This is a genomic window from Microbacterium phosphatis (assembly GCF_049177115.1).
GTDB lineage: Bacteria > Actinomycetota > Actinomycetes > Actinomycetales > Microbacteriaceae > Microbacterium > Microbacterium phosphatis.
The window spans coordinates 2457570-2470499 of sequence record NZ_CP185370.1; the positions used below are offsets into that span (position 1 = coordinate 2457570).

13 protein-coding genes and 1 tRNA gene are annotated in these 12930 nt (G+C 71.2%); 6 read left to right on the forward strand and 8 right to left on the reverse strand.

The window, feature by feature from the left end; translation table 11 throughout:
- Window positions 1-239: 239 nt before the first annotated feature.
- From ACOKGD_RS11665 to galU, 4 genes are all read right to left on the reverse strand, one after another.
- Window positions 240-312 (reverse strand) — tRNA-Ala (locus ACOKGD_RS11665).
- 77 nt (window positions 313-389) lie between these two features.
- A complete protein-coding gene (locus ACOKGD_RS11670) occupies window positions 390-1295 on the reverse strand; it encodes a hypothetical protein (RefSeq protein WP_342337792.1) in 906 nt (301 codons plus the stop codon).
- Between the two features lie 67 nt (window positions 1296-1362).
- The gene (locus tag ACOKGD_RS11675; RefSeq protein WP_342337791.1) at window positions 1363-1992 is read right to left on the reverse strand and encodes a GNAT family N-acetyltransferase; all 630 of its coding nucleotides are present in this window, start codon (window positions 1990-1992) and stop codon (window positions 1363-1365) included.
- A 38-nt stretch (window positions 1993-2030) separates the two neighbouring features.
- Window positions 2031-2918 (reverse strand): UTP--glucose-1-phosphate uridylyltransferase GalU, encoded by an 888-nt coding sequence (gene galU / locus ACOKGD_RS11680; RefSeq protein ID WP_342337790.1) that lies wholly within the window; start codon window positions 2916-2918, stop codon window positions 2031-2033.
- Between the two features lie 101 nt (window positions 2919-3019).
- On the opposite strand from galU, the gene ACOKGD_RS11685 reads away from it, so the two are divergent.
- From ACOKGD_RS11685 to mscL, 3 genes are all read left to right on the forward strand, one after another.
- The gene (locus ACOKGD_RS11685) at window positions 3020-3613 is read left to right on the forward strand and encodes a 5-formyltetrahydrofolate cyclo-ligase (RefSeq protein ID WP_342337789.1); all 594 of its coding nucleotides are present in this window, start codon (window positions 3020-3022) and stop codon (window positions 3611-3613) included.
- A gap of 57 nt (window positions 3614-3670) precedes the next feature.
- The gene (locus tag ACOKGD_RS11690) at window positions 3671-3892 is read left to right on the forward strand and encodes an FmdB family zinc ribbon protein (protein WP_342337788.1); all 222 of its coding nucleotides are present in this window, start codon (window positions 3671-3673) and stop codon (window positions 3890-3892) included.
- Between the two features lie 76 nt (window positions 3893-3968).
- Window positions 3969-4379 carry a large conductance mechanosensitive channel protein MscL gene (gene mscL / locus ACOKGD_RS11695; protein WP_342337787.1) on the forward strand — a complete coding sequence of 137 codons (411 nt, stop codon included), beginning with the start codon at window positions 3969-3971 and terminating at the stop codon, window positions 4377-4379.
- 110 nt (window positions 4380-4489) lie between these two features.
- On the opposite strand, the gene ACOKGD_RS11700 is transcribed toward mscL, so the two are convergent.
- Complete coding sequence (locus tag ACOKGD_RS11700) at window positions 4490-4684, reverse strand: hypothetical protein (protein WP_342337786.1); 195 nt, start codon at window positions 4682-4684, stop codon at window positions 4490-4492.
- A gap of 7 nt (window positions 4685-4691) precedes the next feature.
- On the reverse strand, window positions 4692-8384 hold the full coding sequence (locus ACOKGD_RS11705) for an AAA family ATPase (protein WP_342337796.1): 3693 nt from the start codon (window positions 8382-8384) through the stop codon (window positions 4692-4694).
- Between the two features lie 232 nt (window positions 8385-8616).
- On the opposite strand from ACOKGD_RS11705, the gene ACOKGD_RS11710 reads away from it, so the two are divergent.
- Window positions 8617-9168: a methylated-DNA--[protein]-cysteine S-methyltransferase gene (locus tag ACOKGD_RS11710; RefSeq protein ID WP_342337785.1), complete on the forward strand. Its 552-nt coding sequence runs from the start codon at window positions 8617-8619 to the stop codon at window positions 9166-9168.
- A 5-nt stretch (window positions 9169-9173) separates the two neighbouring features.
- Window positions 9174-9785: a DNA-3-methyladenine glycosylase I gene (locus tag ACOKGD_RS11715; RefSeq protein WP_342337795.1), complete on the forward strand. Its 612-nt coding sequence runs from the start codon at window positions 9174-9176 to the stop codon at window positions 9783-9785.
- An 82-nt stretch (window positions 9786-9867) separates the two neighbouring features.
- Here ACOKGD_RS11715 and ACOKGD_RS11720 read toward each other — a convergent pair whose 3' ends face one another.
- Window positions 9868-11514, reverse strand: a complete 1647-nt coding sequence (locus tag ACOKGD_RS11720) for a solute symporter family protein (RefSeq protein WP_342337784.1) — start codon at window positions 11512-11514, stop codon at window positions 9868-9870.
- On the reverse strand, window positions 11511-11861 hold the full coding sequence (locus ACOKGD_RS11725) for a DUF485 domain-containing protein (RefSeq protein WP_421355047.1): 351 nt from the start codon (window positions 11859-11861) through the stop codon (window positions 11511-11513). The genes ACOKGD_RS11720 and ACOKGD_RS11725 overlap by 4 nt, the downstream gene beginning before the upstream one ends.
- 143 nt (window positions 11862-12004) lie before the next feature.
- On the opposite strand from ACOKGD_RS11725, the gene ACOKGD_RS11730 reads away from it, so the two are divergent.
- Entirely contained in the window at window positions 12005-12898 is an 894-nt protein-coding gene (locus ACOKGD_RS11730) for a helix-turn-helix transcriptional regulator (protein ID WP_342337782.1), read from the forward strand.
- Window positions 12899-12930: the final 32 nt, after the last annotated feature.

Here is a 12930-nt window from a genome sequence, read left to right on the forward strand (position 1 = left end):
GGGGTGCGGGCAAGGCGGGCCCCCTCCCGGGCGTGTCGCCCTCCCCGCCGTCGCGGCTCCCGCTCCAGCTCTCTACAGCGGAGAGCGTCGCGGCCGGATCAGCCCGCGACGCCTCCGGGTCTCGCATGCCGCGAGCCGGCGGGCCCGAGGCCGTCGGCACTCGCTCGCCACAGGCGATGGTCACCCGGGAGACGAAGAAGACCCCCGCCGCCGGCGGGGGTCTTCTTCGTTGTTCTCGGTGGACCCAGGGGGATTCGAACCCCCGACCTTCTCATTGCGAACGAGACGCGCTACCAACTGCGCCATGGGCCCGTGAACTCGGACTACGTTACCAGAACCACGGAGGGCTCCCGCACTCGGGCCGCCGCCCGGGCGCGTCGAGAGAGCCGTCAGGCGGAGGCGCGTCGCGCGAGCAGATCGCGCACGTGCGATTCGATCTCGGCGTCGTCGACGTAGCCCATGCGCGTGTACGCGGAGGCCGCGGGCTCCACCCGCTTGGTCTCGATCGGCACCGGAGCGGGACGCAGCTGCTCGGCGCGGGCGCGCAGGGCCTCCTGCTCGGCGGCGCGACGCAGAGCTTCGCGCGCCTCGACCTCGGCGCGTGCGGCCTGGGCGCGCGAACCCGCCGTGGTGGTGAGGGGCGCGGGAAGCGAACGAGGGACCCAGCCGCGGTCGCCCTCGTCGAGAAGGGGCGCGGCCACGCGGACACGCGCCGCTGCGGGCGCGGCCACCGGCGCCTCGCGGCGACCGGCGCGGGCCTGGACGGACGCCATACGCTGCAGCGCCACCACGCCGATCAGCGACGTGGTGCCGCCGACGGCGAGCCAGAGGGCGCCGGCGCCGGCGATGAGCGCCCACGCCCCGAGCCCCGCGACGGCGATGCCGATCAGCGCGAGGACGGAGGCGGCGAGACGCACGCGACGCCGGGCCTTGGCCTGTCGCACCTCCGGGGCGTGGCGCCGAGCGACGACTTCGCGGCGCTTCTGCTCGAGGGCGAGGAGATCCTGATCAGCCTGCAGCCGGCTCTCCTCGAGGGTGAGGCGGCTCTGCTCGGCCTGGAGGCGACGGGCGAGCTTCTGCTTCGCGGCCGCCTCGCGGGCGGTGAGCTCGACCCGGACCTCCTCGGGCGTCTCGCTCGTCTCGGCGAGCACGCGGAGGGCCTGGTTGAGTCGCACGGCGTTGCGCTCGGCCGCGTTGTACTGCGCCCGGCTCTGCCAGGACGGCAGCAGGTAGACGAGCCACAGCACGGCCGCGACCGCGATGATCACGCCACCGCCCATCATCTGCCCACCCATGCGACCCACGGTAGCGGGAGTCGACAAGAACTCCCGCGGATCCTGTGGGCGTGTCACAGACGGCGGATCAGCCCGATACGCGATCCACGGGAGGGATGTCGGCGGCGTGCTCGGGCGCGCGGCCCGACAGCCAGCGCTGCAGGACCCCATCCGGGACGTCCTCGCGCACGAGCGCGAACGCGTAATGGTCGCGCCAGTCGCCGTCGATGTGGATGTAGCGGCGGCGCAGCCCCTCGTAGCGGAACCCGAGCTTCTGCACCACACGCAGGCTCGCGGCGTTCTCCGGACGGATGCAGATCTCCATCCGGTGCAGCTGCAGCTCGCTGAAGCAGACGTCGGTCGCGAGGGCGACGGCGGTCGGCGTGATGCCCTTGCCGGCGAATCGCTCGCTCACCCAGTACCCGATGGTCGCGGACGACAGCGAGCCGCGCGCGACGCCCCAGACGTTGAGCTGGCCGGCGATCTGCCCCTCGTACTCCATCACGAAGGGGACGCCCTGGCCGTCGCGGTACTGCTGCAGCAGGCGCCGGATGCTTCCGCGCATGTCGAGCGGCCCGGGCCCGCCGGGGCTCGTGGCCTCCCACGGGCGCAGCCAGGAGCGGTTGCTGACGAGCTCGCTCTGCAGGACCCGCGCGTCCCGGGGACGAACGAGCCGGATGGAGATCGGCCCATGCTGGCGCGGGGCGAGACCGTCCATCCGGCTCCTTACGAGGCTCTGCCGTTATCGGCGGTGGCTTACAGCGTCTCCGCGAACTCTTTGAACCACGGCCGAAGCTCCGGTCCCAGGTCGTCGCGATCTGCCGCGAGACGAACGATCGCCTTGATGTAGTCGACCCTATCGCCGGTGTCGTAGCGACGGCCCCGGAACACCACGCCGAACACGCCGGCCCCCTCGGGATCGGCGGCGTACTCCTGCAGCGCGTCGGTCAGCTGGATCTCGCCGCCCTTGCCCGGCTCGGTGCGCTCGAGGATCGGGAAGATCTCGGGCGAGAGCACGTAACGGCCGATGACGGCCAGATTCGACGGGGCGTCCTCCTTGGCGGGCTTCTCGACGAGCCCCTTCACCTTGACGACGCCGTCGGTGTCGGTGGCCTCCACGTCGGCGCAGCCGTACATCTGGATGCTGTCGGGGTCGACCTCCATCAGCGCGATGACCATGCCGCCGCGCTTGGCCTGCTCGGAGATCATCGTCGTGAGCAGCTCGTCGCGCTCGTCGATCAGGTCGTCGCCGAGCATGACGGCGAACGGCGCGTCGCCGACGTGCGCCTGCGCGCGCAGCACCGCGTGACCGAGGCCCTTCGGCTCGCCCTGGCGGACGAAGTGGATGTCGGCGAGGTCGGTCGATGCCTGGACGCGCTCGAGGCGCTCGGCGTCGCCCTTGTCGAGCAGCTTCGTCTCGAGCTCGGGCACCGCGTCGAAGTGGTTGGCCAGCGCGTTCTTGTTGCGGCCGATGATCATGAGGACGTCGCGGATGCCCGCGGCCACCGCCTCTTCCACCACGTACTGGATCGCCGGCTTGTCGACGACCGGGAGCATCTCCTTCGGCGTGGCCTTCGTGGCCGGGAGGAATCGCGTACCCAGTCCGGCCGCGGGGATGACTGCCTTGATCTGCGGGGTCTGCATCTTCCGATCCTAGGCGACAGAGCCCCGCGAAACCGGGAGCCGCGAGGTGCACAGGTACCCGGATTCGGGGCGGAGAACCCCTCCCGTCCTAGACTCATCGCATGACGGACAGCCTCGACCAGGCCAAGCGCGCGATGCGCGCCGAACTGCGCGAGCGGCGCCAGCTGCTGTCGGAGACGCAGCGCGCGACGGCGGCCGAGGGGATCCGTGCCCAGCTCGACGCGCTGCTCGAGGCGCGGGGGGCACGCAGCGTCTCGTGCTTCCTGTCCTCCCCCACCGAGCCCGGCACCCGTCTGTTCATCGACGGGGCCATCGAGCGGGGCATCCGCGTGCTGCTTCCGGTGATGCGCGAGGACGGTCTGCTCGACTGGACCGTGGCCCAGGCCGGAGGTGGGGAGATCCAGAGCGCGCTCGGCGTGCCCGAGGCCGTCGGCGAGCTGCTGGGCCCGATCGCCGTGAACGACGTCGACCTGATGATCCTGCCCGCGGCCGCGGTCGACCGGTCGGGGATGCGGATGGGCTGGGGGCGCGGCTTCTTCGACAAGACCCTCGGCTCGATGGCCCGCAGGCCCCCCGCATACGCGGTGATCTATGATTCGGAACTGGTCGACAGCGTGCCGCAGGACGTGCACGACCAGCCGGTGACCGGGGTCGTGACCCCAACACGCACCGTCGAGCTGCCGACCCGATCCTGAGGCTCCTCCCCGCTCCGCGGAGCGGCGAGCGCCCCATCCGTCACCCGAAGAGGACGCATGCCCACCTACTCCTACGCCTGCAAGACGTGCGGGCACGCCTTCGACATCGTCCAGTCGTTCAGCGACGCCACGCTCACGGTCTGCCCCGAGTGCGGCGGCGACCTTCGCAAGCAGTACGGCGCCGTCGGCGTGACGTTCAACGGATCGGGCTTTTATCGCACCGATTCGCGTGGCTCCTCCGGCGTGGGCGCTGGCGCGGGCTCGTCCACTCCTGCATGATTTAGCCCGGAAGCGCCCGATCCGGGCGCCTCATGGGATGGACTGCGGCCGCACGGCCGGCAGGAGGGGACAGCGCATGCTTCAGGGATTCAAAGCCTTCATCACCCGCGGCAACGTGATCGATCTGGCGGTCGCGGTGATCATCGGCGCCGCATTCGGCGCGATCGTCACCGCCGTGGTCGAGAACGTCGTCAACCCGCTGATCGGCGCGTTCGTCCCGACCGGGGACCTGAGCAGCTGGGTCATCACGTTCCCCGGCCTGTTCGCCGAGGTGCACTTCGGCATCGGCGCGATCCTCTCGGCCGTGATCAACTTCCTCGCCGTCGCCGCCGTGGTGTACTTCGCGCTCATCGTGCCGATGAACCGCCTGGCCGAGCTCCGCGCCGCCCGCCTCGGCGTCGTCGAGGCCGAGACACCGGCCGCCCCCACGCAGGAGGAGCTGCTCGCGGAGATCCGCGACCTGCTCGCCGCGCAGCGCAGGGACTGACCGCCGCACTCGTCGAGAAGGCCGCTCCGGATCATCCGGGGCGGCCTTCTTCGTGCGCGACACTCGCCGCCACTTCTCGGACGCGGCGCGGCCGCAGCCGCAGCGGCGGATCAGTAGTGGGGAGGGACGTCCTGCCGCAGGCGCTCGTCGTTCGGCCCCCGGTCGCCCGTCGAGGGAGCCGGCTTCCTCGGCCCCCGGAGGGTGGCCTCGGCCTCGGAGTCGGTGAGGGTGCCCGCGACCGGCGTCAGCTGCGCGCGACGCGATCCGCGTACACGCACGACCTTCTGGCGGGGCTGCTCGTCCATCGCGCCATCAAAGCGAAAGAGGCTGAGTGTCACCCTCGACCCGCGGCGCCTCGGGCGAGACGCCGAGCACGGACGCGATCCGCCCGGCCACGGCCGCGGGGTCGCTGTAGAGGTCGAACGCGTGCACACGCATGTAGTGCCAGCCGAGGCGGCGCAGCACGTGCGGGCGCAGACGCAGCGACTCTCGGAGCGACTCGCCACGCGACTCCGGGTCGGACTCGACGACGACGGCCTTGCCGCCGTGCTGGGCGACGAGCGGCAGCAGGCCGCGGTAGTCGACGTCGACGGCCACACCGAGGCGACGCAGCTCGCGCGCCAGGGCGAGGGTCAGTGGGTCGGCCAGGTCCTCGAGGCGCGCCTCGCGGCCGCGGGCCGAGATGGCGCCGAGGATGCCCATAAGTGTCGCCGCCCCGTGCTCGAGGCGGCCCTCGTCGAAGGCGGAGGGCCGGATCGACGAGACGATGACCATCGAGCGGCGCGCGCGCGTCATGCCGACGGTCAGCAGACGCTCGCCATCGGGGGTCGACAGGTCGCCGAAGTCGCTGAGCACACGGCCGTGCTTGGTGAGACCGTAGCCGAGCGAGAAGATCACGCGGTCGCGGCTCTCGGCCGTGGCCTCCTCGAGCGTCAGGACCGTGAGGGGCTCCGCCGTCTCGCGCGCAACGAAGTCGGCGACGTCGGCGCGGCCGGCGAAGGCGGCCATCACCGCGGAGCGCACGCGCTCGGCGTGGCGGCGGCTGGCCGTGACGACCATCAGCGACTCGGAGGGGCGGTTGATCGCGTGCTCGACGACCAGCGTCACCACGCGAGCCACCTCGGCATCGGGGCTCTCGACGGATCCGGTGACCGGGTCCGGTGCGCCGTTGCCGCCCTCGACGTAGTCGACGGAGAGGCTTCCGCGCCCGAGGTACGAGCCCGCCCACGGCAGCGAGACGATCTCGCCGCCGTAGAAGGCGTCGTTCACCAGCTCGGCGAGATCCTCGCCACCGGCGCGGTAGCTGCGGGTGAGGGTCGCGACCGGGAGGATCTCGGCGAGACTCTCGAAGAGGCTGGTGCGCTCGACCGCGGCCTCCGGCGACGGCTCGCCCACGGCGGCCACGACGAACGGCGTCGGGCGCTGCGTCACCGGGTCGCCGAACGCCACGACCTGGCGCGAGCGACGGATCGCCGGGGCGGCCTCGGTGGTGCCGATCGCACCGGCATCGGCGACCACGACGACGTCGAAGGACGGGTGATCCGGGATGAGCGGCACCTCGTAGGGCGACGCGATCCAGACCGGGGCGATGACGCGGCTCAGCGTCGGCGCGGCCTGCGCGAGCCCCTCGGGCGTGATCTGCCCCTGCGTGAGGGCGCGGCGCAGCGAGGCCGACTCGACGGGCTCGTCGACGATGCCGATGCGCCACTGGGCGGCCAGCTGCCAGGCCAGCAGCGGACCGGACGCGGCGGCGTGCGCCTCGTCGACCAGGCGGAAGTCGCGCTCGAGGCGGTCGACCACGGACGTGTTGGCGCCGAGCAGGGAGCGGTCGTGCTGCAGCAGGTGCTCGAGCACCGACTGCCACCACGCGAACTCGAGCTCCTCGCCCACGCGCTCCTCGTCGACGTGACGCACGGACAGCTCGGTCAGCAGGGGCTCGAGCCCCAGGCGGGCGAGCTCGGAGCGCAGCTCGGCGCGCTCGACGATGTTGTCGAAGACCTCGGAGTCGGCGGCGAGGCCGGCGAGGGTGCGCACCAGGCGCTGGACGGGCATGGCCGCCAGACGCGACCCGCGCCCCAGGGCGCGGTCGAGATCCGAGAGCTCGGCCTCGACACGCTGCCACTCGACCTGCACGTCGGCCAGACCGAGGGGGATGTCGGGGATCGTGCCGACGTCGACGAGCTTCTGCCACTGCGCCCGCTGGTGCTGGATGCGCCCGAGCGCCTCGTGCATGTCGGCGAGGTGCACGCCCGGGCGGAGGTACTCCTTCGCGAGCTTCTTCAGGCGGCGACGATTGGCGGCCGTCATGCCCGCGTCGCGACGCGGGCCGTAGGCGCGGATCATGTCGGCCAGCGGGCGCTCGAAGACCGTCGGGCTGAAGCGGTCGAGCGAGTCGCGGATGCCGTGGAGCAGTCGCAGGAACTCGCCGAGCTCGTCGATCGTCGTGAACGGACGCATACGCGTCTGCGCGATCAGCTCGTACCCGCGCTCGAGCAGCTCGGGTACGCTCTTGTGGTGCAGCTTGCCGGCCTGCTCGTGGGCGCGGCGGGCGTCCTCGGTGGTGGCGAACGTGACGCCGTACCACGGCGAGTCGTCCGGGCCGACCTTGAACTCGCCGAGACGCGCGGCCATCGCCAGCGTCTTCGCCGCGGACACACGATCCTTCGCGAGAGCCTCGAGCGCCCGGATGCTGAGGCGCGCCGCCGTCGAGGGCGGCTCGGGCAGGGACGCGAGCTTGGTGAGGGCGCGGGTGGCGTCGAGGACCGAGACGCCGAGGCGGTCGTGGGTGCGGGTCAGCGCGCGGCGGTAGTCGCGCAGCACGGTGCGCAGGCGCACCAGCGCGTCGTCGACCTCGGCGACCTTGGGCTGCTCGGCCTTCTCGTTGCGACCGATCGCGCGGATCAGGTCGCGTCGCAGATCCGTCGGCGAGACGGCGAGACCGTCGAGGCCGATGCCGGCGAGACGGTGACGCACGCCGTCGAGGGTGGAGCGACGGGCGCTCACGACCAGGACGCGCTTGCCGGCGCGGACGAGCGAGCCGACCGCGTTGATCACGGTCTGGGTGCCGCCGGTGCCGGGAAGCGTGTGCACAACGAGCGATTCGCCCGCGACGATCCGCGCGAGCACGGCCTCCTGCTCGGCGTCGGCGTCCAGCAGCAGCGTGTCGGCCGCGGGAGCCCGCTCGTCGGGGTTGGTCACCGCGGCGGGGCTGACGCGCGCCGTGAGCGCGGCGAGGTCCTCGCGGTGCCCCGCGAGCGCGTTCAGGATCGGGTGATCCAGGTTCACAAGATCGCGCGCCATCGCGCCGCCCACGTCGGCGAAGGTCGACACGATCAGGCGCGGGCGCACCGAGAAGGTGTCGACATGGGCCAGCGCGGCGCGGAGGTGATCGATGACGGGCTGCGGCTTGAACACGCCCTCGCCGTAGGCGAGCGCGGCGAGCGCGTCGCCGTCCAGCTCGATCCCGAAGTGGTCGCGGGCGGCCCGGACGAGCTCGGGGTTGACGCTGAACTGACCGTGCAGCTTCAGCTCGAAGTCGCTGTGGTGGCGACGGATCGCGAGCGGCCGCAGCAGCACGGGCGCCGCGAACTCCTCGTCGGCGACCCGCCAGACCGCCATGCCGACGCCGAGGCGGACGGCGTCGATGCCGCGCACCGTGCGCAGCTCGAGGTGCTTCGCGGTGATCCGCTCGGCCGCCAGACGCGCGGTGCGCAGGGCGACCTCGTCGCGGAAGAGGTTCGACAGCAGCGTCGACTTGCCCGTGATGAACTGCGGAAGGCTCCCTGGGTGGGCCTTGGTGATGTCGATGCCCGCCTCGGCCGCCTCGGCACCCGGGGGCCGTGTGGTCTCGAAGGGGAAGTGCAGGAGCGGCGACGGGCCGCCCAGATCCGCCGCGACCGCGCGCCGGCGCTCGCGTTCGGGGTCTGCAACGTGCGCGACGACGAGACCGGGCTCGGCCAGGCCGAGGTCGGTCGGGGTCACGATGGTCACCGTGTCATCCGCCACGATGCGATCCACCGCGGCGCTGCCTTCTGTTCGCCACACGAGAGTCAGGCTAGGTGCGGGTGTCCCCTATACCGTGCGGGTGCGGCGGAGTTTCGCCGGATTGGGTCGCGCGTGTCGTCCCGCTGCGTGGTAGGCGGCGCCCCTCTCGTCCACAGGTTCGGATCCGGATCGGATCGATCACCAGCGCCGACAGGACGCGTCCGGTGTCGGCGACACGCGTCAGGATGGGGGCGTGACCCTCCGCTACGACCTCGGCACCACGCCCATCGGCCTGGTGACCGCCGTGTTCTCAGACGCCGGCCTGCTCGCGCTGCACGTGGCCGACGACACCGACCGCTGGGTGCTCGAGATGCTGGCGCAGGAGCACGGTGTGGTGCCCGAGCAGATTCCCGGCTCGGGTGCCGCCCTCTTCGCGCAGCTCGACGAGTACTTCGACGGAGAGCGCCAGACCTTCGATGTCGAGATCGACTGGGGCCTGACCCGCGGGTTCGGCCGCGACGCGCTGCAGGAGATCTGCCGCATCCCCTACGGCGAGACCGCCGCATACGGCGAGGTCGCCGAGCGGGCCGGGCGCGCCCGCGCCCATCGGGCCGTCGGCACGGCGTGCCGCACCACTCCCTTCTCGATCGTGGTGCCGGTGCACCGGGTCATCCGCGGCGACGGATCCATCGGCGAATACGGCGGGCGACCCGAGAACAAGCGGTTCCTCATCGACCTCGAACGAGGCGTGCAGCCCTCCGTGGCGATCCCCGCCCGCACCTCCCCGAACGGAGACGACTTTTGACCGACATCGCCGCCTCGACTGACCTGGTGATCGGCGCCGACGGGCGGGGCAGGCCGCTGTGGGCCGCGCGCGATCCGCTGCTGCAGGCGTACTACGACACCGAGTGGGGAATGCCCATCCGCGACGAGCAGGGGCTGTTCGAGCGCCTCTGTCTCGAGGGATTCCAGTCCGGGCTCTCGTGGGCGACGATCCTGCGCAAGCGTCCGGCCTTCCGTGCAGCCTTCGCCGGTTTCGACCCCGATGCCGTGGCCGTCTTCGGCGACGACGACATCGAGCGGCTGATGGGCGATGCCGGCATCGTGCGCAATCGCGCGAAGATCCTGGCCACGATCGGCAATGCCCGCGCCACGGTCGCGCTGCGCGGAACTGTCGGGGCGGGAGGCGGGCTGGCCGAGCTGGTGTGGAGCTTCCGCCCGCTGCAGACGCCCGTTCCGCGCTCGCACGCCGACATCCCGACGACCTCGCCCGAATCGGTCGCGCTGTCGAAGGAGCTCAAGCGCCGCGGGTTCCGCTTCGTGGGCCCCACGACCATGTACGCGCTGATGGAGGCGGTCGGCATCGTCGACACCCACCTGGTCGGCAGCCATCGCCGCGGCACCAGCGGCGTCTGGTCGTAGCGCGGCGGAGACGACCGAGCGCCGGACGGGAAGCGTGTAGGCCGCTTCTCGCCCGGCGCCCGGTGCGATCCGGATCAGCGGATCAGTGCTCGATCGCCTTCTCGGCGCCGTACCCGGTCAGCGAGCGGACCTCCATCTCGGCGGCGAGGCGCGGATCCTCCGCACCCTTCTTCGAGGTGATGGACCCGAGCCAGCCGAGCAGGAAGCCGACGGGGATCGAGATGATGCCGGGGTTGCTGAGCGGGAAGATCGCCGTCCCCTCCCCCGTCTTGAGCACGCTGGTCGGGCCGCCGAAGAACACCGGCGACAGGACGATCAGCACGATCGCGGCGATCAGGCCGCCGTACATGCTCCACACGGCGCCGCGCGTGGTGAAGCCGCGCCAGAACAGCGAGTACAGGATGGTGGGCAGGTTGGCCGACGCCGCAATGGCGAAGGCGAGCGCGACGAGGAACGCCACGTTCTGCCCGAGCACCGCGATGCCGCCGACGATGGCGAGGGCGCCGATCACCAGGATGGTGATGTTGGCGACCTTGCGCTCCTGCTTCTCGGTCGCCTTGCCCTGCTTGATCACGCCGTTGTAGATGTCGTGCGAGAACGACGCCGCCGCGGTGATCGTGAGGCCCGCCACCACCGCGAGGATCGTGGCGAAGGCGACGGCCGAGATGATGCCCATGAGCACCGGTCCGCCGAGCGCCTGGGCGAGCAGCGGGGCCGCCGAGTTCACCCCACCGGGCGAGGTGAGGATCGTACCGGCGCCGACCAGCGAGGCGGCGCCGAAGCCGAGCACCAGCGTCAGCAGGTAGAAGCCGCCGATGAGCATGATCGCCCACACCACCGACTTGCGCGCCTCCTTGGCCGTCGGGACGGTGTAGAAGCGCATCAGGACGTGCGGCAGACCGGCGGTGCCGAGCACCAGGGCAAGACCGAGCGACAGGAAGTCGAGCGGGTTCTTGTACTGCAGGCCGGGGCCGAGCACGGAGGCGCCGTTGTCGATCGCCTCGCCGAGGGCCGCCTGGGCCTCCGGGTAGGTCTGCTGCTGCGACGCCTCGACGGCCGCGTGGAAGAGGTCGAAGCCCTGGAGGGCGAGCACCCAGACGGTCATCACGACGGCGCCGGCGATGAGCAGGAATGCCTTGATGATCTGCACCCAGGTCGTGCCCTTCATGCCGCCGATCAGCACGTAGCCGACCATAAGCACACCGACGACGGTGACCACGGCGGCTGTGCCGATCTGGTCGGTCACACCGAGCAGGAGCGCGACGAGGCCTCCGGCACCGGACATCTGCGCGAGCAGATAGAAGAAGCACACAACGAGCGTCGAGATGGCCGCGGCCATCCGCACGGGGCGCTGCTTGAGTCGGAACGACAGCACGTCGGCCATCGTGAACTTGCCCGTGTTGCGCATCAGCTCGGCGACCAGCAGCAGGGCCACGAGCCAGGCCACGAGGAAGCCGATGGAATAGAGGAATCCGTCGTAGCCGTACACGGCGATGGCGCCGCAGATGCCCAGGAACGATGCCGCGGAGAGATAGTCGCCCGCGATGGCGAAGCCGTTCTGGGTGCCCGAGAACGACCGGCCACCCGCATAGAAGTCGGCGGCCGACTTGTTGTTGCGTGAGGCGCGGATGACGATGAACATCGTCACCGCGACGAAGATGCCGAAGATCGTGATGTTCAGCGTGGGATTGTTCTGCGACGTCTGCGCCGCGGCGGCGAAGACGGTCATCGCCCGGCCTCCTGATTCTCAAGATCCTCGCGGATGGCCGACGACTTCGGGTCGAGCTGGGTGTTGGCGAATCGCACATACCAGAGCGTGATGATCAGCGTCGTCGCGAATTGACCGAGGCCGATCAGCAGACCGACGTTGATGTCGCCGAACACCGGCGTCGCCATGAAGTCCTTAGCCCACCCCGCGAGCAGGACGTAGACGAAGTACCAGATCAGGAAGAACGCCGAGAGCGGAAAGACGAATGAGCGGTGGGTGCGCTTCAATTCGCGAAATCGCGGAGAGTTCTCCTCCGCGATGTAATCGATGCTCCCCTTTGTGGGGGCACCGGGGGGCGTGTCTGTCACGAGGCCTCCTTGCCACATGTCGAGAACCGCGGCGCCTCATTGCGCCGCATCCCACCACCGCGCGCAGAGGCACACGGCCGGTGATACCGTCGACGCTACGAAGACGGCGATGAGGCCGTCACCCCCGAAAGTAGGTACCCCTGTTGAACCTGCAACAGGTCGCTCCGGATCCCCGGCAGGAGCGAGCCGACGATCGCGCACAGGACCGCAGGCTCGTCGCCGACGCCACGCGCGAGCTCGCGCGCCGCACCCGCTTCCCCGTGGCCTTCGGCGGTCTCGTCGAGAACGGCGTGGCCCGGATGACCGCCTTCCACGGCACCCACACCGACGCCCTGGCGGGGCTGAGTGTGCGCGCCGAGCGCGGGCTCGGGGGCCGGGCGATGGTCGAGCTGCGGCCGCGCATGACCGGCGACTACCGCACGGCACGCCAGATCACGCACGACTACGACGTGTACATCCTCGGCGAGGGCATCGGCACGCTGATCGCGGCGCCGGTGATCGTCGACGGCGTCGCCCGGGGCGTCCTCTACGGCGGCGCCTGGGGCCGGTGGGACATCGGAGGCGTCGCGGCCGCGCCCGCCGTGCAGGTGGCCGACGACCTCGCAAAAGAGCTCGCGCGTCGCGACGACGCCCGCCGACGGCTGGCGCAGGCGAATGCGCCCGTCGTCGACAGCCTTTCCGCTGTGCAGCGCGAGGAGCTGCGCGAGAGCTACGCCGAGCTTCGCGCGATCTCGAAGTCGATCGACGATGCGGCGATCCGTGAGCGGCTCGCGGAGGTCGAGCGCCGGCTCGCCGCGCTCTCGGGAATCGCCGAGGCCCCCCGCACGGAGCCGATCCCGCAGGTGCGCCTCTCGCCGCGCGAGATCGATGTTCTCGCGCGCGCGGGTCTCGGTGAGACGAATGCGCAGATCGGGGCGCTCCTGGGCCTTCGCGAAGCGACGGTGAAGGCTTATCTGAGCGCCGCAATGGCGAAGCTGGACGCATCGACGCGTCATGCGGCCGTCGCGCAGGCGCGCAAATGGGGCCTGCTTCCTTAACACGCCGGATCCGGTAATCCGCCTTTGCGCGC